The sequence below is a fragment of the Winogradskyella rapida genome, assembly GCF_042675845.1.
GTDB classification, from domain to species: Bacteria; Bacteroidota; Bacteroidia; order Flavobacteriales; family Flavobacteriaceae; genus Winogradskyella; species Winogradskyella rapida.
Genome location: NZ_JBHTKM010000001.1, coordinates 312,183 through 332,037 on the forward strand (window position 1 = coordinate 312,183; position 19,855 = coordinate 332,037).

The 19,855-nt window shown below is 36.4% G+C and carries 20 protein-coding genes; 15 read left to right on the forward strand and 5 right to left on the reverse strand.

Translation table 11 applies throughout. The features are described from left to right. Positions 1–6 precede the first annotated feature (6 nt). The 7 genes from ACFQ13_RS01415 (at position 7) to ACFQ13_RS01445 (ending at position 5,053) form a co-directional block, all read left to right on the forward strand. Positions 7–192 carry a CcoQ/FixQ family Cbb3-type cytochrome c oxidase assembly chaperone gene (locus tag ACFQ13_RS01415; protein WP_114309971.1) on the forward strand — a complete coding sequence of 62 codons (186 nt, stop codon included), beginning with the start codon at positions 7–9 and terminating at the stop codon, positions 190–192. After that, the gene (locus ACFQ13_RS01420; protein WP_386113303.1) at positions 189–1,079 is read left to right on the forward strand and encodes a cbb3-type cytochrome c oxidase N-terminal domain-containing protein; all 891 of its coding nucleotides are present in this window, start codon (positions 189–191) and stop codon (positions 1,077–1,079) included. Before ACFQ13_RS01415 ends, ACFQ13_RS01420 begins: the two co-directional genes overlap by 4 nt. Before the next feature lie 15 nt (positions 1,080–1,094). Continuing rightward, complete coding sequence (gene ccoG, locus ACFQ13_RS01425; protein ID WP_386113304.1) at positions 1,095–2,519, forward strand: cytochrome c oxidase accessory protein CcoG; 1,425 nt, start codon at positions 1,095–1,097, stop codon at positions 2,517–2,519. Between the two features lie 144 nt (positions 2,520–2,663). Continuing rightward, positions 2,664–3,110 (forward strand): FixH family protein, encoded by a 447-nt coding sequence (locus ACFQ13_RS01430; RefSeq protein ID WP_386113305.1) that lies wholly within the window; start codon positions 2,664–2,666, stop codon positions 3,108–3,110. Further along, the gene (locus tag ACFQ13_RS01435; protein WP_386113306.1) at positions 3,111–3,812 is read left to right on the forward strand and encodes a sulfite exporter TauE/SafE family protein; all 702 of its coding nucleotides are present in this window, start codon (positions 3,111–3,113) and stop codon (positions 3,810–3,812) included. A gap of 160 nt (positions 3,813–3,972) precedes the next feature. Next, positions 3,973–4,461: a YqiA/YcfP family alpha/beta fold hydrolase gene (locus ACFQ13_RS01440; protein ID WP_386113307.1), complete on the forward strand. Its 489-nt coding sequence runs from the start codon at positions 3,973–3,975 to the stop codon at positions 4,459–4,461. Between the two features lie 28 nt (positions 4,462–4,489). After that, positions 4,490–5,053, forward strand: coding sequence for a hypothetical protein (locus ACFQ13_RS01445; protein WP_386113308.1), 564 nt, complete (start codon positions 4,490–4,492; stop codon positions 5,051–5,053). A gap of 150 nt (positions 5,054–5,203) precedes the next feature. On the opposite strand, the gene ACFQ13_RS01450 is transcribed toward ACFQ13_RS01445, so the two are convergent. Together ACFQ13_RS01450 and hemN are read right to left on the reverse strand one after the other, a co-directional pair. Beyond that, positions 5,204–6,037, reverse strand: a complete 834-nt coding sequence (locus tag ACFQ13_RS01450; protein WP_386113309.1) for a universal stress protein — start codon at positions 6,035–6,037, stop codon at positions 5,204–5,206. 11 nt (positions 6,038–6,048) lie between these two features. Beyond that, positions 6,049–7,413, reverse strand: a complete 1,365-nt coding sequence (hemN, locus tag ACFQ13_RS01455; RefSeq protein WP_386113310.1) for an oxygen-independent coproporphyrinogen III oxidase — start codon at positions 7,411–7,413, stop codon at positions 6,049–6,051. 152 nt (positions 7,414–7,565) lie between these two features. Here hemN and ACFQ13_RS01460 point away from each other — a divergent pair, with 152 nt between their 5' ends. The 4 genes from ACFQ13_RS01460 (at position 7,566) to ACFQ13_RS01475 (ending at position 10,410) form a co-directional block, all read left to right on the forward strand. After that, entirely contained in the window at positions 7,566–8,195 is a 630-nt protein-coding gene (locus tag ACFQ13_RS01460; protein ID WP_386113311.1) for a YceI family protein, read from the forward strand. Positions 8,196–8,397: 202 nt separating this feature from the next. Then, entirely contained in the window at positions 8,398–8,979 is a 582-nt protein-coding gene (locus ACFQ13_RS01465; RefSeq protein ID WP_386113312.1) for a superoxide dismutase family protein, read from the forward strand. 101 nt (positions 8,980–9,080) lie between these two features. Beyond that, the gene (locus ACFQ13_RS01470) at positions 9,081–9,608 is read left to right on the forward strand and encodes an RNA polymerase sigma factor (RefSeq protein WP_386113313.1); all 528 of its coding nucleotides are present in this window, start codon (positions 9,081–9,083) and stop codon (positions 9,606–9,608) included. A 1-nt stretch (position 9,609) separates the two neighbouring features. Next, on the forward strand, positions 9,610–10,410 hold the full coding sequence (locus tag ACFQ13_RS01475; protein WP_386113314.1) for an anti-sigma factor: 801 nt from the start codon (positions 9,610–9,612) through the stop codon (positions 10,408–10,410). Between the two features lie 133 nt (positions 10,411–10,543). Here the strand turns inward: ACFQ13_RS01475 and ACFQ13_RS01480 are convergent, their stop codons facing one another. Beyond that, positions 10,544–12,016, reverse strand: a complete 1,473-nt coding sequence (locus ACFQ13_RS01480) for a T9SS type A sorting domain-containing protein (protein WP_386113315.1) — start codon at positions 12,014–12,016, stop codon at positions 10,544–10,546. A 373-nt stretch (positions 12,017–12,389) separates the two neighbouring features. Here ACFQ13_RS01480 and ACFQ13_RS01485 point away from each other — a divergent pair, with 373 nt between their 5' ends. Then, positions 12,390–12,950, forward strand: a complete 561-nt coding sequence (locus tag ACFQ13_RS01485; protein ID WP_386113316.1) for a type 1 glutamine amidotransferase domain-containing protein — start codon at positions 12,390–12,392, stop codon at positions 12,948–12,950. 100 nt (positions 12,951–13,050) lie between these two features. On the opposite strand, the gene ACFQ13_RS01490 is transcribed toward ACFQ13_RS01485, so the two are convergent. Then, positions 13,051–13,983: a peptidylprolyl isomerase gene (locus tag ACFQ13_RS01490; RefSeq protein ID WP_386113317.1), complete on the reverse strand. Its 933-nt coding sequence runs from the start codon at positions 13,981–13,983 to the stop codon at positions 13,051–13,053. Between the two features lie 310 nt (positions 13,984–14,293). On the opposite strand from ACFQ13_RS01490, the gene ACFQ13_RS01495 reads away from it, so the two are divergent. Further along, positions 14,294–14,752 (forward strand): hypothetical protein, encoded by a 459-nt coding sequence (locus ACFQ13_RS01495; protein WP_386113318.1) that lies wholly within the window; start codon positions 14,294–14,296, stop codon positions 14,750–14,752. 1,015 nt (positions 14,753–15,767) lie between these two features. Here the strand turns inward: ACFQ13_RS01495 and recQ are convergent. Further along, positions 15,768–17,969, reverse strand: a complete 2,202-nt coding sequence (gene recQ / locus ACFQ13_RS01500) for a DNA helicase RecQ (RefSeq protein WP_386113319.1) — start codon at positions 17,967–17,969, stop codon at positions 15,768–15,770. An 88-nt stretch (positions 17,970–18,057) separates the two neighbouring features. Between recQ and ACFQ13_RS01505 the strand changes: the two genes are divergently transcribed. Both ACFQ13_RS01505 and tatC read left to right on the forward strand, forming a co-directional pair. Next, complete coding sequence (locus ACFQ13_RS01505) at positions 18,058–19,023, forward strand: KpsF/GutQ family sugar-phosphate isomerase (RefSeq protein ID WP_114309989.1); 966 nt, start codon at positions 18,058–18,060, stop codon at positions 19,021–19,023. Beyond that, positions 19,023–19,853 (forward strand): twin-arginine translocase subunit TatC, encoded by an 831-nt coding sequence (gene tatC / locus ACFQ13_RS01510; protein ID WP_386113320.1) that lies wholly within the window; start codon positions 19,023–19,025, stop codon positions 19,851–19,853. Before ACFQ13_RS01505 ends, tatC begins: the two co-directional genes overlap by 1 nt. The last annotated feature ends 2 nt before the right edge of the window (positions 19,854–19,855 follow it).

The following is a 19,855-nucleotide window of genomic DNA, read 5'->3' on the forward strand; positions in this document are numbered from 1 at the left end:
TTCACGATGTTAAAATTTGTAAAAAACCATATGGATAGCATTTCTGGAATAGAAATCTATCCCATCATATCACTTCTCATCTTTTTTGGCTTTTTTGTCATCTTATTCTGGTGGGTTGTAACAGCAAAAAAAGAATATATAACTAAGGTAAGTGATTTACCATTTGATAATAAAAACCAAACAGAACTATGAGAAATTTAACACCATCTTGGTTACGAGTTCCAATCCTATTTTTTATCATTTTCGGAATTGTAGAATACTTCGTTGAATCGGGTGATGAACCAGCATTTATAGCCCAACCTTTAATTGCTCTATTTCTAGTCTTAGTACTGTTAATTTTAATAGCTATTGAAGGGATTTCAAAATCCATAAAAAACGTCTTGTATCAAAGTTTAGATGCTGCCGGTAAAGCGCGTTTTGATGCTCGCGAGCAAGAGCCTTCAAAATTTATGCTATGGATTCAAAGTACCTACAAAAAAATGTTAGGATCTAAAGCTATAGAAGAAGAACATGAAATTATCTTAGATCATAATTACGACGGTATTAAAGAGTTAGATAATGATCTTCCACCATGGTGGTTATACGGGTTTTATGCCTCAATTATTTTTGCAGTTATCTATTTAGTTAAATACGAAGTGTTTGATGGAGATAGCCAAATAGACGAGCTTAAAACGGAGTATGCACAAGCAGCCATTGCTATTGAAGAATACAAAAAAACAGCTAAAGATCTTGTAGATTATAATACGGTTGAAGTTTTAACCGAAACCGCTGACCTTAACGCTGGAAAAAAGATATTTGAAACCAATTGTGTGGCTTGCCATAAAATTGATGGTGGTGGTGGTATTGGGCCTAACCTTACCGATAACCATTGGATTTTAGGAGGTGGTATTAAAAATGTTTTTAAAACCATTTCTGAAGGTGGTCGTGATGGAAAAGGAATGATTGCTTGGAAACAAAGTTTAAAACCGGCAGAAATTGCTCAGGTTGCTAGTTATGTATTACAATTCCAAGGCACCACCCCTGCTGAGCCTAAGCCTGCCGAAGGTGATATTATTTGGGACGCAGAAACTGAAGAATAATTTAAACCTCCTATTGTGGAATCCTCAAAAAAAGAAGCCTTTAGAGATAGTATTGGCACAGTAACAGATGACGGCAAACGCGCCTGGGTATATCCTAAAAAACCTAGCGGAAATTTTTACCGCTATCGTAAAATCGTCAGCTATGGTCTACTGCTCTTTTTATTGGTAGCGCCGTTTATAAAGGTAAACGGTAACCAGTTTTTATTACTCAATATTTTAGAACGTCGTTTTAATGTATTTGGGCTTCCTTTTTGGCCACAAGATTTTTACCTTGTTGTCATCTCAATGCTTATCGCAGTAGTGTTTATAGCACTATTTACAGTAAGTTTTGGTCGTGTGTTTTGCGGATGGATTTGTCCACAAACCATTTTCATGGAAATGGTATTCCGCCGTATTGAGTATTGGATTGAAGGGGATAGAAATAAACAACGGAAATTAGACAAGCAAAAGTGGAATGCAGAAAAAATTAGAAAAAAGGGCTTAAAGTGGTTCATCTTTTTAATCATCTCATTCCTTATTGCAAATGTATTTTTAGCTTACCTCATTGGTAGCGATAAACTTTTACGCTATATCTCTGAGAGCCCTTTAGATCATTTAGGCACCTTGTTTCCCTTGCTTATTTTTACAGCGGTCTTTTATTTTGTATTCGCTTGGTTTAGAGAACAGGTCTGTATTATTGCTTGTCCTTATGGACGATTACAAAGTGTGTTATTAGATGAAAAATCTATTGTTGTAGCCTACGACCATAAACGTGGCGAAGGTGAGGAAGGACGCAAAAAGTTTAGAAAAAATGAAGATCGTGAAGCCTTAGGCCATGGTGATTGTATTGATTGTTTACAGTGTGTCAATGTCTGCCCTACCGGGATAGACATTAGAAACGGAACGCAATTAGAATGCGTTAACTGTACCGCCTGTATCGATGAGTGCGACCATATCATGGAAAGCATAAATAAACCTAAAGGCCTCATTAGGTATGCTAGTGAGAACGAAATAGAAAATAAAGCCAAATTTAAACTTACGGCAAGGATGAAAGGCTATATCGCCGTCTTGTCCATTCTAATTGGTGTATTTGTAGGCTTATTATTTCTTAGAAATGATGTTGAAGCTACGATTTTAAGGCTTCCAGGGCAGTTGTATGAACATAAAGCGAATGAAGTTATAAGTAATGTATTTACCTATAAATTGGTGAATAAAACCACTAAGGATATTGAAAACATTCACTTTAAGTTAAGAACTTATGAGGGCGATATTAAATTGGTATCTACAACAGATAACTTTATTGTACCAGCTCAAGATTTGGCCGAAGGAACTTTGTTTATTGAAATCCCGAAGCGCGAATTATCTGGTGATAAAAATAAACTGATTATTGAGGTCTATAGCAATGAAGAACTAATAGAAACTACTTCTGTTAACTTTTTAGGCCCCCGTAGTTATAATTAAAACGGTTAGTAAATGTTGTTATTAGAGAACGTTTTACTGTTAATAACAACGAGTTTAAATACCTATCGAGCTTCTGAAAACTTTTAATTTCAGAATTAGATAACTTAAAATATGGAGATTCCTACACAGATGGGAAGATGAATTATGAAAATAAATTGGGGAACCGGAATTGTTGTTGCATTTATAGGCTTTATAAGCTTCATTATGTATTTTATCATTACCATGAGTGTCGATGATAAATATGATTTTGATCTTGTTACTGAAGATTATTACGGTCAAGAATTAGAATTTCAAGAGGACTTAAACAAAGAAGCTTTGTCTAAAACTTTAGCCACAAATCTAAATTGGTCAAAGAGTAGCGAAGGTCTTAGCATCAATTTCCCAAAAGACATCGATTATAATACCATCACAGGCACAGTGTTCCTATATAGACCATCTAATAAACAATTTGATTTTGAAATTCCAATTTCATTATCTAACCACAATTTGCTCATACCTGACAAACGTTTATTAGGTGGTCGTTGGAACATTAAAATTGACTGGAAAACAGCAGACAAAGCCTATATTTATAAAACCGAAATTATATACTAAATGTTAATATCGGCACTTATACTGGGGATGTTAGGAAGTTTACACTGCGTTGGGATGTGTGGCCCTATTGCATTTATGCTTCCCGTAGATCGTTCTAATTCGGTAAAAAAAATAAGTCAGATTGCCATTTATCATTTTGGAAGATTATTGGCTTACAGTATTATTGGCCTCTTGTTTGGTCTGGTAGGAAAAAGCCTTTACATTTTCGGGTTTCAACAACAACTCTCTATTGCTATTGGTGTATTGATGATTGTCGTGGTTTTATTACCACAGCGCATCATCGGTAAGTACCAACTTTCAAAACCCTTATACAAACTTATAGGAAAAGTAAAATCTTCCTTAGGGCAAGCCCTAAAAAAGAAAACTGCAGACACGTTTTTAACCATCGGTTTTCTAAACGGTTTTCTCCCCTGTGGTCTTGTGTATATGGCTGTTTTTGGAGCCGTAGCAACGGGAAATTTACTCCAAGGCAGTTTGTATATGCTTTTATTCGGACTCGGAACAATCCCTTTAATGACCACAGCTATTTATTTAGGAAAGTTCTTAAATAGCAACATTAAACAACGCATTCAGAAAGTCATTCCCGTTCTGGTAATGGTTATTGGCGTGCTCTTTATTCTTAGAGGATTAGGCTTAGGTATTCCTTACATTTCCCCTGCTCCTATTACCGAAATGGCCACCAGTGCTATGGAATGTCATTAAGACCACACCAAGGGTTTTTACCACTTTAATTTTCAAACCTTAGCGTTACTTTAAAAATTTTAGGGTTTTTACAAAAATAATGCTTGTAATAGGAGTCTACTTGCAATGCATAAGTTATTTTTAGGGTATAAAACTAACGTTATCAATAGCTTTAATTCCCATGAAAATTTTATACATACACGGCCTAAACAGTTTACTGAGTCTCGAAAAACGGCAAATTTTAGAACAGTATGGCGACGTTTTTGCCCCAACCCTCAATTATAAAGAAAACCCAAATGCTATTGCAGATATCATCGCTCAGTATGCAGACCATAGCTTTGAAGTAATTATGGGAAGTAGTATGGGTGGTTTCGCTGGATTTTATGTCTCTAACCATTTTGAATGTCCAGCCTTACTTTTTAATCCCGCCTTATCAAAACGACCGGTAACACAACAGATCCCAGAAACGCTTAAAACCATAACGCATTTTAAACAACTCGTTTTAGGCACCGAAGACGAAGTCGTCAATCCAAAGGATACCCTTCAGTTTATAGCCAATCTTATAGACCAACAGCCTCGTATAACATTGCACCTTAAAAATAAGTTGGCGCACCGTATACCTTTACCGGTTTTTAAAGCGGAAGTAGAAGCTTTTTTCAACACGCTATAATCATCATTCACCTAAAATCCTTTTATTTATGAAACATATGCTTCTCACCTGCCTTTTGGCACTCTCGTTTTTAACAGCCACGGCTCAAGATATTAGTGTTGAAAAATCGACCTACGGTATTCAAGTTGGATTTTTTGGGGTGTATGGACATAACGAATCACGCTTATCTAATAGCATTGCCTTGCGGAGTGAATTGGGCTTAGATGCTGCTATTTACAGTGACAATTTTGTAGGCAGTAGAAAATTTGTCTTAGTTCCGGCTTTAACATTAGCGCCACGTTGGTATTATAATCTAAAAAAACGGGTGTCCAAGTCGCGACGTATCGATGGCAATAGTGGAAATTTTATTGCTATAAAAACCACTTACCATCCCGATATGGTTATCGGCCATTTAAATGACAACGTTAATTTTATCAGTGATATTTCAATTATTCCTACTTGGGGCATCCGCAGACATATAGGACAACATTTTACATATGAAACCGGAATTGGAATGGGCTTTATCCATTTTTTTGAAGAAGACAATGTCTACCTTTCTAACACGAGTGGATTAGCGCTTAATCTGCATTTAAGAATTGGATACCGATTTTAAACGCAAAACTTCACAGAAAAGAAGTTAAAGCTGAAGGCTCAAAAAACATATTAAAATAGAGGTCTCTTTTATAAAAAAACGCCAAAACCGTACAGCTTTGGCGTTTTTAACACGATGTTAAAATAAAACACTAACTTTGAACACCGTTAATTAGAACTTAAATGTCATTACCGGTAAGGTTGAATGGTTGGCAATATCTTCAGAAACGCTACCTTCAAAAAAATGAGATAAGCCTTTTCTACCATGAGTTGCAACAGCAATCAAATCGGCACCAATAACATTAGCAAAATGTAATATGCCTTGTTCAATGGTGTAATCGGAAACCACATTTATTTCATTTAATAATTTTAAATCGCCTTCGGCTCGTTCCAAAAATTTAGAGACACGTTGATCAATCTCTGATGAACTATTAAAATTACCATCGGGAGAATTCACATAAACCAGGTGCATCTTAATACCTAAATTTTCAAACGTTGCCTTAGCCTTCAGATAAGGTGCAATAGCATCTTCAGAAAAATCACAAGCAAAAACCCCATGTTCAAACTCCAACAAAATAGGATTATGCTTAATAACCAATACCGGCACATCAGAATAGCGTACAACTTTCTCGGTATTAGAACCTATTAGCACTTCTTTAAACCCACTGGTGCCTTGAGACCCCATAACTATAATATTGGCCTCATACGCTTTAGCTACTTCATTAACTTCACTCCAAACTTTAAAGTGTTTAATAACGGGCTTCACCTTTACCTCTTTTAAATAAGGTTTGTCTAAAAATTTATCAAACTTTTGTTCTGCCAGCTTTATAAAGTAAAGCGTTTCTTGGTGTAAGGCTTCATTGGCAGACGATATTATTGTATTAGACAACTCTAGCATATGCAAAACAATCAATTCTGCCCCATGTTTCAAGGCTAAACTTGCCGCAGCTTCTAGGGCAAATTCCGATTGTTCAGAAAAATCAACAGGTACAATAATTTTGTTCATTTCTTAAGATTTTAAATGGTCATAGAAAACAACTGAGTTTCTGGCTTTTTACGTTGTAATAGCAAATCAAAAGCCATACATATATTTCTTATAAATGGTTTTCCTTTTTCAGTAACACGGACTTGTTGGGGATTGAACACGAGTAAGCCATCGTGTTCAAATTCTTTTAATTTAATAAGGACTTCAGGCAAGGCATCAAACTGTAATGCATCATCCTTCCACTCTGTTTTAAAATGACACATTAGATTAAGAATGTGTTTTCTAATTACTAAATCCTCAGCATTTAAAATATGCCCCTTAAAGACGGGGATAATTCCATGCTCTAATAAGTGGTAATACTCTTGGTTAGATTTTACATTTTGCGCAAAACCATACCAACTATCACTAATAGACGAGACCCCTAAACCTATCATTACATGCGTCTTTGAAGCCGTATAACCCATAAAATTACGATGTAGCTTTTGGGTATCCATAGCCTTATACAAGCTGTCTTCTTTTAATGCAAAATGATCCATCCCAATCTCTACATATCCCGCCTGCTGTAGACGTTGTTTTCCAGTTTCGTATTGCTGACGTTTAGATGCTGGTGATGGTAAATCGGCATCACTAAACCCGCGTTGACCATTACCTTTAATCCATGGCACATGGGCATAACTATAAAAAGCAATTCGGTCTGGCCTCAATTCTTCCGTTTTGTTAATGGTTTCTATAACATCGGCTTCGGTTTGAAAAGGAAGACCAAAAATAATATCGTGTCCTACAGAGGTATAACCAATGGCTCGTGCTAAGTCTGTGGCACGCTTCACGTTTTCAAAAGGTTGTACTCTATTGATGGCCTTTTGAATGGTTAAATTATAATCTTGAACCCCGTAACTCACTCGTCTAAATCCTAAATCGAATAACGTTTGAAGATGGGCTTCAGTCGTATTGTTAGGGTGACCTTCAAAACTAAACTCATAATTATCGGCAAGATCTGAAGTCATTAATAATTCAGAAATTAACAAATGGAGATGTTCAGGAGAAAAAAATGTAGGTGTACCGCCCCCTAAATGCAGTTCTTTAATTTTAGGCTTGCCTTCTAATACATCTAAATACAAGCGCCATTCTTTTAAAACGGCCTTGATATAAGGCATCTCAACTTCGTGACGTTTAGTAATGCGTTTATGGCAACCACAAAAGGTGCATAAGCTTTCACAAAAAGGCAAATGAAGATAGAGACTTATCCCTTCTTTGTCATTATGCTCTTCAAAAGAACGTTTTAAAGACGCTTTCCATTGCACTAGAGAAAACGCTTCGGTATTCCAATAGGGAACCGTAGGATAACTCGTATAGCGAGGTCCTGATACATTATATTTATCGATTAACGACTGACTCATTTTCATTCAAATTTCAGATGTAAAATTAGACGAATCGCCAACCGTAAACTATGATAATTATCATAATCAAAAAATCATAGCACTGAAGAATCACAAAGGGCTTGCTTTACACTAAAGAACTACTTAACTTTACTCAAAATTAAATTTAAGTCATGAAAAGCACAAAATTTTTAGCAGTATTGGTTATTCTTACCTTAGGATTAACATCTTGTAAAGAAGAAAAAAAAGAAGTCAAAACCGAATCGACTGAGACGGTAGATAATGCGGTTAAATACGTTATTAAACCCAACGCCACTTCTGTAAAATGGACGGCTTATAAAACCACTGAAAAAGTTCCTGTAGGTGGTGAATTTTCAACTTTAAATTTTGATGCTAAAGAAGGAGCAACACCTCAAGAAGCTTTAAATAATTTAGAATTTGCAATTCCTATTGAAAATCTTTTTACTAAAGATGAGTCTAGAGATTTAAAAATAAAAACCTCTTTTTTCGGTAGCATGTTGAATACTGAATTTATAAAAGGTAAAATAAAATATATTGATAATGCTTATGTCGCAGAGATTACAATGAATGGTGTTACTGCAGATTTACCATTAGAGGTCTCAATTACGGATGAAAGACGCGTGAGCCTAAAAGGGGTTATGCAGTTAAAAGACTGGAATGCTTTAGGTGCCTTAGAAGCTTTAAACAAAGTGTGTTTTGATCTTCACAAGGGTGCAGATGGTGTAAGCAAAACTTGGGAAGAAGTTGCTATTGAAGTAAATACGTATTTACGTGATAAATAAGGAAAGTTTTTAAGCTGTTGTTTTACAGACGCATGTAAGACAATTACCATATGAACTAACCTTTTTTTGGATTGAGTTCTTAAAACTTTGCGTACTTAATTAATTTGGGATTGCTGTTAAATCATATTTAATAGCAGTCCCATTTTTTGTGTAATGAGGCTGTACAGCGCAATTATTAACGCAACATAAAATAAGAACACTCATGAAAAATTTAAAATTTTTAATCCTAGGTCTTTCCGTGGTCGTAGCAACCGCATGTAAAGACAACAAGAAAGACAACGAAACGGTACAGGAAACTGAAGTTGAAGTTATTGAAACTCCAGAAAAGACCGCAACTAAATTATCGGTGACTCTAGCGCCAAAGAGCGATAGTGAGGTTTCTGGAACCATTAACTTTACTCAGAATGATGATAAGGTCACTATGGTAGGAACCGTTACCGGTTTAGAAGAAGGCAAGCATGCCATTCATATTCACGAAAAAGCCGATTGTTCTGCCGCAGACGGGACCTCATCTGGCGGACATTGGAATCCTACAGGACAACCACATGGCGCATGGGGAGACGAAGCCGGTTACCATAAAGGCGATATCGGAAATTTAGAAGCCAATGCTAACGGACGTGCAACAATTACAAAAACAACCGACGAATGGTGTATTGGTTGTGGTGACCAAACCAAAGATATCTTAGGGAAAGCTGTGATTGTACATGTTGGAGTTGATGATTTTAAATCGCAACCTTCAGGTGATGCAGGCTCTCGTATTGGCTGTGCTGGAATTATAGAATAATTGTAGTACATTTACAACAACAAATAAAAAAATTAATTGTTAGAACAATTGCGGTGATTTTCTTCCCCATTCTGCGAAAATTCTAAGAAAATGACCTAGCAATGGAACTAGAACTCCTAGTAAAACAATTTCAAGATAAAAACCATAGCGCCTTCGAGGCGCTTTATGGTATGTATAGTAAAAGCATACACGGTGTTATTTACAATATTGTTAAAGACAATGCCATCGCAGACGAAATTATGCAAGATGTGTTTATAAAAGCATGGCACAAATCAGAGACTTACTCCTCTAAAAAAGGGCGCTTTTTCACATGGATTCTCAATATTGCGCGGAATGCAGCAATAGATAAAACAAGGTCTAAAGCCTTTAAACAAAAGAGACAAAACCTTAGTGCCGATAATTTCGTAGATATTATAACCAGCCATGATAATTTAGACCTCAGTACCGATGCCATTGGCATTAAAAATTTTGTAACCCAATTAGGTGAAAAATGTAAAGCTGTTATTGAACTCCTTTATTTTAAAGGTTTCACTCAAAAAGAAGCTTCAGAAACCTTACAAATGCCAATTGGTACGATTAAAACAAGAAATCGGAACTGTATACAACAATTAAGAGAGATGGTATTATAATATGGATATTAAAGCATACATAGAATCAGGGATATTAGAATTGTTCGTTGCAGGACAACTTTCTGAAAGCGAAAATCAGGAGGTTTATGAACTGTTACGACAACATCCGGAGCTCCTACAGGAAGTTTTAGAAATTGAAGCTGCTGTGCTTAAGCTTACTGCGGCGGCATCACCAGGTGCTCATAGTTTTGAAGCGATTAAAGCCAACTTAAAAGACGTTAACGATTCTAAGGTGGTGAAATTAGCTCCGAGAAAAACCAATTGGTTGGCTTACACCGGATGGGCAGCCTCCATAGCCTTGGCGGCAGGTTTCTTTTGGACCTTAAATCAGAAAAACGATTTAGAGCAACAACTGCAAACGGCAGATATTGAAAACCGTTATTTAGAAACTCAGATTGAAACCGCAAAATCTGATTTGGCGACCACTAAAAATTTATTAGACGTCTTAAGAGATCGAGATATTATTAGCGTACCCTTGGGAGGACAAGGAAATTATGCTTCAAGTTTCGCTAAAGTCTATTGGAACAAATCAGACAATACCATTTATTTAGATGCTGAAGGTTTACCCGACGCCCCTGAAGGTAAGGTATGGCAGGTTTGGTCATTAACGTTAAATCCATTGACCCCTACTAGTTTAGGAACCATTGATGATTTTAATAGCGATACCAATAAGATTTTCACTATTGCTAATGCTAATGAGAGTCAAGCCTTTGGAATTACTTTAGAACCAGAAGGTGGAAGCGAATCACCAACCATGGAACAACTTTATACGCTAGGTGTTGTAGACGTCAACCCTTCCTAAACCGTATAAATACAATAAAAAAAAGCCAACTAATAGAGTTGGCTTTTTTTATACTTTTATAACACATACAGACCGTTTTACACAAAAAAGCTCCACCATAGGTGAAGCTTTAATAGGCTGTAATAGCATTTTATTATTGGATAACCAACTTCTGAGTCATTTTGGTTGTGCCTCCTGTAAACTCTAAAATATAAACGCCTGTTTGTAATTGAAGTGCTACAGTTTGATTGCCTACTTGTAGTTTTCTTTTCGTAATTAACTTACCATCTATCGTATAGATATGCATGTCGTTAAACCTGGTATTACCTGCAATATTTAAAACATCGGTAGCAGGGTTTGGAAAAACGTGTAGGGTCTGAGCCGCAACATCATCAACACTTAAGAATCCACAATTCACAGGATCAAAAGTTACTAAACCTAACGTTGAAATATCATTTGCGTGAACAATTACAGCTTCGGCATCAGCTAAAGTATTCGGCGTATTTTCTTCATCCCAACAGTTATTCATTGCCATAAGTGCATTCCCCGTATTGTTATAAAGCGCATAGGTGGTTCCGCCATTTCCATTTTCTGAAAACACGTTTTGCCCTACATTGTCTACACCATCACCTAAATTAATAGAAGCTTCATCAATAACGGTAATTCCCCAAAGGTTACGTCTAATTTCATTTCCGCTAGCAATAACCTCCATCGTTGCTGAAGGCGAATTAAGTGAGATCCCACTTCCTCCTAAATTAGGACTTCCTTGGGTATCATTATCTTCTATAATATTGTTTCTAATATAGGCAAAGGAATTCCCTCCTAATATAGAAATCCCGTAACGGTTATTGTTGATAATGTTATCATCAATAATGGCATTAATGGTGGCTCCGAAAAAGTTAGACACGGCAATAGCGCCTACCTGATCTAAGGCACGGTCTCCAATAATGGTATTCTGAATAATTTGTAAAGGTGACGATGCTAAGGTTGTCCCAAGATTAATTTGAGGACGGTTGTTATTCGTTTGGTTATTTCCTTCAATATAATTATTAAAAATATAAGGCGATACATCACTATTGGCTCCAGAACTAATAGCTGGAGTATCATTAAAGGTGATTGTATTATTGGTAATCTGAGCTTGCCCTCTAGACAATGCGATAACCCCTCCTGTTGCAGCACCCGAAACATTATTTGTAATTAAACAATTATCAATACTAAAGGTTTCTGTAAGCACACGAAGTCCACCACCATACTGAATTGTGGCATTAGAAATGGTGATAACTGAAAGTTGCTCAAAGCGGAAACCTTCATACGGCATGGCAGGATCAATAGCGGTAAAAACAACATTATCAGCGCTAACGGTAAAGTTCCCCGATACGCTGATTAAGACATCAGCACCAATTTCAATTGTAGCATCTGATGCAATAAGCAGGGCATCGGAAGCCGCAATGCTCAAATCATCTGTTAGGGTGTACACACCATCGGAGACTGAAAGGGTTGATGGACTTAAAGCCACCAAATCGTCTAAGCTATAAGTTACACCTGTATCAGGTGTTGTGTAGCCTTGTGCCACGAGCATACTTATAATACCAAAGTTTGCAAAAAGAGTAAGTAATAGTTTTTTCATGTTTAAAATTGATTTTTTAGTGCCTCTAAATTAAAGGAATTATCAGAGGAAACGAAATTAGAGCCTTCTTTTTATAAGAAAACGATTACAAAATAAGCGGACTTCTAGAAGCACGACTTCAGAAGCTTTGTTATAGTACTTACTCCCCTAACCCTTGATTACCTATGTATAATTAAAGCCCATGACCGAGGAAATTATCTTAAAGGTGTTAAATAATTTTAACGCTTTTCCTACAATTTAACAACTCTCGTAATCCTTTTAACAAACGGTATTAAAGTGACGTTAAGAGGCCTTTAAAATTCGATATCGACCTCTTATCTTTTTATCTTAGTAGTGAATTTAATGAATAATAATTTTAAAAATAATATCACAAATGAAAGATTTAAATAAGAAGACTGTCGCTATTTTAGCTACAAATGGATTTGAGGAAAGTGAATTAAAAGAACCAATGCAAGCTTTAAAAGAAGCCGGAGCAGATGTTCATATTATCTCAGATGTTTCAGGTAAAATACGCGGATGGGAAGACGGAAATTGGAGCAACTCCTACGACGTTGATAAAACTTTAGAGACAGCATCACAATCGGACTACAACGCCTTAATGTTACCAGGTGGGGTTATGAATCCGGATACCTTACGTCAAAATAAGGATGCTGTAAATTTTGTAAAATCCTTTTTTGAACATAAAAAGCCTGTCGCAGCAATTTGCCACGCCCCTTGGTTATTAGCAGAAGCTGATGTGTTACAAGGTCGAAAAATAACCTCTTATAGCTCTATTAAGAAAGATTTGATTAATGCAGGAGCCGAATGGGAAGATAGCGAAGTGGTTGTAGACCACGGTTTAGTAACAAGTAGAAATCCTAACGATTTACCAGCCTTTAATGCGAAACTTGTTGAGGAAGTTTATGAAGGTAAGCACCAAATGCAAACGGCGTAAACCTTTGATATTTATAAAATAAAAAAAAGCGAACTTTAAAAGTTCGCTTTTTTTTATGTCCGTACTCAACCGTTAAGCTAAGTAGTAGGGTTGTGAGGTCTTATTTTGTCCCCATTAATTCAACATCAAATACTAAGGTTGCGTTAGGAGGAATAACGCCACCAGCGCCAGCAGCACCATAAGCCAAATCACTAGGAATTACAAAACGTGCTTTATCACCAACGCTTAATAAACAAATTCCTTCATCCCAACCTGGAATCACTTGTCCTACTCCAACTTGAAAATCTAAAGGCGAATTTCTTTTATAAGACGAGTCAAAAACAGTACCATCTGCTAACTGTCCTTTGTAGTGTACAGAAACCATATTTCCTTTTTCTGCTTTTTTACCCTCTCCTTTTTGGATAATTTTATAACGTAAACCAGAAGCTGTTTCTTCAAAACCTGCAGCTAATTTATCTAACTCTGCTCTTGCAGCTTCACGCTCAGCAGCAATACGCTTTTCGCGAGAACCTTCAAAAGTTCTAAAAGCTTCAACCGCGTTAAAGCTTTCAGCAGCATCACCTTGTCTTACTATTTCTAAGCTCTCAATCTGATCACCTTGAGCGATAGCATCTACAACATCTTGTCCTTCAACAACATTTCCAAAAACAGTATGCTTGTTATCTAACCAGTCTGTTGCAACATGTGTAATATAAAATTGACTTCCGTTAGTTGCAGGACCAGAATTAGCCATGGCTAAAACTCCAGGACCGCTGTGTCTTAAATCAGGATGAAATTCATCATCAAACTTATACCCAGGATTTCCGGTTCCGGTTCCTTGAGGACATCCTCCTTGAATCATAAAATCAGGAATAACTCTGTGGAATTTTAAACCATCATAATAAGGTGTCCCTTGTGGCTTTACTGCGTTCTCTAAATTCCCTTCTGCTAAGGCAACAAAGTTACCCACTGTTCCAGGAGCTTTTTCAAACTCTAAATTTACTAATATCTCACCTTTTGAAGTGTTGAATTTTGCGTATAAACCGTCTTGCATTGTGTGTGTTTTTATTTAAAGCTGCAAAGATAGTGAATTGAAAGTTGAATACATAAAGCTACAGCTTTAAAGACCGTCATTCTAAACATTCCATAAAATTACCGCAAAGCATTAGAGCCTTCACCGTTTGACCTGTTGATGGTCTTCTTCTCTATAAATTAAGCGATAACATTAGAGCTTATAAGTAGGTTCTAAAACTTATGAGTGCCAACGAGTAGATTGTGTTTGTCATGGCTATCCTTCTCAACAGGAGTCGCAATAAAAATTGGGGAAGTAAATTATTAAAGTTAGTTTTGAAAAAAATAAAACTATGGCTTTTTCCTTATCTCAACTTTTCGGTTCAAAAACAGCGCAATCTACAGATTCTATAGAGGCAATTATTAACGATGTGGAGAATAATCCTTTTGCTGTTTCAGAAACGAATGTTCTTTTTGCAGGCTTAAATGAGTTGGGAGGCTACTTCTTTTTTCAAACGGTCATTGTTGGCGACCTCAACATTAAATGTAAGACAGGAGCTAAATTAACGTTTTCAGGTCCTAATTTTATGTTGAATCTAGACGCCGATATGCCTGAGTTTGAATCTGAAAGTTCAGACGTTAAAGGACGTTATGTCACCAAAATCGATTTTCAGATGGAACAAAGTGACGTTGAAAAATTAGAAATGGCCACTTTACAAAAAATTCAATTGAAGATTAAAAAACAGGAGTTATCTTTTGCTAAATACGTGGTACTTGAAGATTCAGGAGTCCTAAACGAAGAAGAGGAATAAAACAGAGCCCAACAATCGTCAGTTCGAGTGGAATTAAAATTGAAACAAAGTGGAAATTTAAATGTTGTATCGAGAACCTTAATAAGGCCAGCACTTCAAGCACAAATCATTTCAACGTCAAACTAACCCCTTCTACGCGTCAGTTCGAGTGAAATTAAAATTGAAGCAAAGTAAAAATTTGAATTTTGTATCGAGAACCTTAACAACACCAATACCTCAAACACCAACTATTTCAACTTCAAACAAACCCCCAACAATCGTCAGTTCGAGTGAAATTAAAATCGAAACCACGTGGAGATTTTAATTTTGTATCGAGAACTTTTACAGGTCCAGCACTTCAAACACAGCCCATTTCAACTTCAAACTAAACCCCAACAAACGTCAGTTCGAGTGGAATTAAAATTGAAACCCCGTGGAAATTTGAATTTTGTATCGAGAACCTTAACAAGGCTAATACCTTAACCACAAATCATTCCAACGTCAAATTAAACCCTTACACGCGTCAGTTCGAGTGAAATTAAAATTGAAACATCGTGGAAATTTTAATTTTGTATCGAGAACCTTGACAAGACCAATTCTTCAAACCTCAACCATTTCAACTTCAAACTAAAACCTCCAATCGTCAGTTCGAGTGAAATTAAAATTGAAACAAGGTGGAAATTTGAATTTTGTATCGAGAACCTTAACAAGGCCTAATCTTCAAACACAGGCCATTTCAACTTCAAACAAAACTTCAAACTAAACCCCAACAATCGTCAGATCGCGTAAAATTAAAATTGAAACAGCGTGGAAATTTAAATTTTGTACCGAGAACCTTAACAAGGCCAATACCTCAAACACCAACCATTTCAACTTCAAACAAAACCCCACCAATCGTCAGTTCGAGTGGAATTAAAATTGAAGCAACGTGGAAATTTGAATTTTGTATCGAGAACCCTTACATAAAACGACTCTCGATACAAAATCTATAAAAACTAAGATAACTGATCATAAGGCTAGCGCCTCAAAACGTCTCTTAATTGGCCACTTCACTCATAAACTTAATACGATATAACCTTAATTCTTCATCATCATAATCGCCATCAAACTCTTCAATAGCATCATCAATTTTATCGCTTTCCGTCTCCATGAAATAGTCATGAATTTCTTCCTGTTGATCTTCGTCTAAGATATCATCAATCCAATAATCGATATTCAGCTTAGTCCCAGAAAAAACAATGGCTTCCATTTCCTTTATAAACTTAGACATGTCCATACCTTTAGACTCAGCAATATCATCTAATGGTAATTTTCGGTCTACATTCTGAATAATATATAGTTTTATTGCTGAATTAGTTCCGGTAGATTTCACGACCATATCTTCAGGTCTTAGAATATCATTATCCTTTACATAGTCGGCAATTAGATTTACAAAATCCTTACCGTATTTTTTAGCCTTACTTTCTCCAACCCCATGTACATTGTTTAATTCTTCAATCGTAATCGGGTATTTTAGAGACATATCTTCTAAAGAAGGATCTTGAAAAATAACGAATGGAGGTACTCCTAACTTTTTGGCATTACGTTTTCGTAAGTCCTTAAGCATTTTCATTAATTTTTCATCGGCACTAGCGCCACCACCTTTAACATTAGTAACAATACCATCGTTAGAGGTTTCATCAAACACATGGTCTTCGGCCATCATAAAAGAACTAGGGGTCTTAATAAATTCTTGTCCTAATTCACTTAATCTTAAAACGCCATAGGTTTCAATATCTTTCTTTAAATAACGCGCTACTAATACTTGGCGAATTAATGCCATCCAATAGCGTGGATCTTTAGACTTTCCAATTCCGAAGAAAGGCTGTTGGTCCGTCTTATGCGATGAAATAAGCGCATTAGAGTTTCCGACTAACACCTGTACTAAATCTTTGGCTTTATATTTTTCGTTGGTTTTAGAAACAGTTTCTAAGAGGGTTTTTACATCATCTTGAGCTTCTACCTGCTTTTTGGGGTGACGCACATTATCATCCATATCTCCACCTTCGCCGGTTTCATTATCAAACTCTTCCCCAAAATAATGAAGAATAAATTTACGTCTAGACACCGAAGTCTCTGCAAAAGCGACTACTTCTTGCAACAACGCATGACCAATTTCTTGTTCGGCCACGGGTTTACCCGCCATAAATTTCTCTAATTTCTCTATATCTTTATACGCATAGTAGGCTAAACAATGGCCTTCACCTCCATCTCGACCAGCACGACCTGTTTCTTGATAGTAGCTTTCTATACTTTTAGGAATATCATGGTGAATAACAAAACGCACATCGGGTTTATCAATCCCCATACCAAAGGCAATGGTTGCTACCACCACATCGGTATCTTCCATTAAGAACATATCCTGATGTTTTACACGGGTTTTAGCATCTAAACCGGCATGATAAGGCACGGCTTTTATGCCGTTAACCTGAAGCACCTGCGCTAAGCCTTCCACACGTTTTCGACTTAAACAATAGATAATCCCCGATTTCCCTTCATTCTGTTTTACAAAACGAATAATATCGGCATCTACATTTTTAGTCTTCGGACGTACTTCGTAGTATAAGTTAGGACGATTAAAAGACGCTTTAAAGGTCACCGCATTGGGCATCCCCAAACTCTTTAATATATCTGCTTGTACCTTTGGCGTAGCGGTAGCGGTAAGTCCAACAATAGGAATATCGTCACCAATACGTTTAATTATGGTCTTAAGATTTCGATACTCAGGCCTAAAATCGTGCCCCCATTCGCTAATACAATGGGCTTCATCTACGGCCATAAAAGAAATCTTGACGGTTCTTAGAAAGTCAACATATTCTTCTTTGGTTAAAGATTCAGGAGCGACATACAATAATTTTGTAATGCCGTTTGTAATATCGTCTTTTACGCGTTTTACTTCAGTTTTATTCAAGGAAGAGTTTAAAACGTGCGCCACACCTTCGTGTTCTGAGACGGCTCTTATGGCATCAACCTGATTTTTCATCAGTGCAATTAGTGGCGAAACCACAATAGCCGTCCCATCTTTAATTAAAGCGGGAAGTTGATAACATAAAGATTTTCCGCCACCTGTAGGCATAATAACAAAGGTGTTATTACCTGCAACGACGTTCTTTATTACTTCTTCTTGTAGCCCTTTGAATTCAGAAAATCCAAAGTACTTTTTTAATGCGGAGTGTAAGTCAATTTCTGCAATACTCATTAATCCCTATTGGTATTTTATATACATTTGCAACAAGTTTAAAGATAATAAATTCTTTAAACCAAAAAAACTCAATAAAAAATAAGTTTTGAACACTAAGCAATCCATTTTACAAACGGCAACCTCCACCATAACATTAGAAAGTAAAGCAATCGCAAATTTGTCTGAATTACTGACCGACGATTTTGCAGAAGCGGTACAATTAATCTATAATTCTAAGGGGCGTGTTATTATCACCGGAATCGGCAAAAGCGCCATTATTGCTAGCAAAATCGTGGCTACGCTCAATTCTACGGGGACACCATCGGTATTTATGCACGCTGCAGATGCCATCCATGGCGACCTTGGATTAATTCTTGAAAACGACATTGTAATTTGTATTTCTAAGAGCGGAAATACGCCAGAAATTAAAGTTTTAGTGCCACTTATTAAGAAAGCAAAAAATAAAATGATTGCGATAACAGGGAATATTGATTCCTTTTTAGGGCAAAATGCCGATTTTATTTTGAACGCTTTTGTTACAAAAGAGGCGTGTCCGAATAATTTAGCACCGACAACAAGCACAACAGCACAGTTGGTTTTAGGCGATGCTTTAGCAGTTTGCTTATTAGAATTACGTGGTTTCTCTAGTAATGATTTTGCAAAATACCACCCTGGTGGCGCCTTAGGAAAACGCCTTTATTTAAGAGTAAATGATTTATCTTCTCAGAACCAAAAACCGCAGGTCAATTTAGAGGCTTCGGTTAAGGAAGTTATTGTTGAAATTTCTGAAAAAATGCTTGGGGTAACAGCTGTTGTTGAAGATGAAAAAATCATAGGAATTATTACCGATGGGGATTTAAGACGTATGCTAAGTAAGAGTGATGATATTTCTAGCTTAAAGGCAAAAGATATTATGAGTAATGCGCCAAGACGTATCCAAGAAGATGCTATGGCTGTAGATGCGAAAGAAACGATGGAGACTTATGGCATTTCACAATTGTTAGTAGAGCACGACGGAAAATACGCAGGTGTTGTACATCTTCACGATTTAATAAAAGAAGGCATTATATAATGGCAAAAAAGAATATAGATGAGATGTCTTTTTTAGACCATCTCGAAGACTTAAGATGGCATTTAGTAAGAGCAACACTTAGCGTTGTCATTGCGGCAACCGTAGCTTTTATTTTTAAACGCTTTATTTTTGATGTCATCATCTTTGGGCCTACCCATATGACCTTCCCTACTTATGAAGGGCTTTGTGCCATGTCCCAACTTTTAGGCATGTCTGATGTGACTTTTTGTGCGGACAAACTCCCATTTATTATTCAAAATAGAACGGTAGCCGGACAGTTCTCTGCCCACATTTGGACCTCAATTTATGCAGGTTTTATCATTGCCTTCCCTTACGTGTTATATCAACTGTGGAGTTTTATTAGTCCAGGCTTAAAAGCTAGCGAACGTAAAAACTCTAGAGGATTTATTATTGTAGCCTCTATCCTATTCTTTATTGGGGTCTTATTTGGTTACTATATTATTACACCTTTATCGCTAAATTTCTTGGCGAACTATGAAATTAGTGATCAAATTAAGAATGAGTTTGATGTCAGTTCGGTTATTGCCATTGTAAGATCATCGGCAATTGCTTCCGGTTTTGTTTTTGAATTACCAATTGTAATTTATTTCTTAACCAAGGTTGGATTAGTTACGCCACTAATCTTAAAAAAATATAGAAAATTCGCATTGGTTATTGTCCTTATTATATCGGCAGTGATTACACCACCTGATATTGCGAGCCAGGTTATTGTCGCTATTCCAATACTATTACTCTACCAAATAAGTATTTACATTTCGGCCATAGTCGTTAGAAAACAAAATAGAAAAAATTCAAAAGTTAAGTCATAAAT

Excerpts from the sequence above, each read along its gene's own strand:
- ACFQ13_RS01415 (WP_114309971.1), top strand. The coding sequence starts at position 7 with ATGTTAAAATTTGTAAAAAACCATATGGATAGCATTTCTGGAATAGAA.
- ACFQ13_RS01440 (WP_386113307.1), top strand. The coding sequence starts at position 3,973 with ATGAAAATTTTATACATACACGGCCTAAACAGTTTACTGAGTCTCGAA.
- ACFQ13_RS01450 (WP_386113309.1), bottom strand. The coding sequence starts at position 6,037 with ATGAACAAAATTATTGTACCTGTTGATTTTTCTGAACAATCGGAATTT.
- tatC (WP_386113320.1), top strand. The coding sequence starts at position 19,023 with ATGGCAAAAAAGAATATAGATGAGATGTCTTTTTTAGACCATCTCGAA.
- ACFQ13_RS01470 (WP_386113313.1), top strand. The coding sequence starts at position 9,081 with ATGGAACTAGAACTCCTAGTAAAACAATTTCAAGATAAAAACCATAGC.
- recQ (WP_386113319.1), bottom strand. The coding sequence starts at position 17,969 with ATGAGTATTGCAGAAATTGACTTACACTCCGCATTAAAAAAGTACTTT.
- ACFQ13_RS01420 (WP_386113303.1), top strand. The coding sequence starts at position 189 with ATGAGAAATTTAACACCATCTTGGTTACGAGTTCCAATCCTATTTTTT.
- ACFQ13_RS01435 (WP_386113306.1), top strand. The coding sequence starts at position 3,111 with ATGTTAATATCGGCACTTATACTGGGGATGTTAGGAAGTTTACACTGC.
- ACFQ13_RS01495 (WP_386113318.1), top strand. The coding sequence starts at position 14,294 with ATGGCTTTTTCCTTATCTCAACTTTTCGGTTCAAAAACAGCGCAATCT.
- ACFQ13_RS01490 (WP_386113317.1), bottom strand. The coding sequence starts at position 13,983 with ATGCAAGACGGTTTATACGCAAAATTCAACACTTCAAAAGGTGAGATA.
- ACFQ13_RS01480 (WP_386113315.1), bottom strand. The coding sequence starts at position 12,016 with ATGAAAAAACTATTACTTACTCTTTTTGCAAACTTTGGTATTATAAGT.
- ACFQ13_RS01485 (WP_386113316.1), top strand. The coding sequence starts at position 12,390 with ATGAAAGATTTAAATAAGAAGACTGTCGCTATTTTAGCTACAAATGGA.
- ACFQ13_RS01475 (WP_386113314.1), top strand. The coding sequence starts at position 9,610 with ATGGATATTAAAGCATACATAGAATCAGGGATATTAGAATTGTTCGTT.
- ACFQ13_RS01445 (WP_386113308.1), top strand. The coding sequence starts at position 4,490 with ATGAAACATATGCTTCTCACCTGCCTTTTGGCACTCTCGTTTTTAACA.
- ACFQ13_RS01465 (WP_386113312.1), top strand. The coding sequence starts at position 8,398 with ATGAAAAATTTAAAATTTTTAATCCTAGGTCTTTCCGTGGTCGTAGCA.
- hemN (WP_386113310.1), bottom strand. The coding sequence starts at position 7,413 with ATGAGTCAGTCGTTAATCGATAAATATAATGTATCAGGACCTCGCTAT.
- ACFQ13_RS01430 (WP_386113305.1), top strand. The coding sequence starts at position 2,664 with ATGAAAATAAATTGGGGAACCGGAATTGTTGTTGCATTTATAGGCTTT.
- ACFQ13_RS01460 (WP_386113311.1), top strand. The coding sequence starts at position 7,566 with ATGAAAAGCACAAAATTTTTAGCAGTATTGGTTATTCTTACCTTAGGA.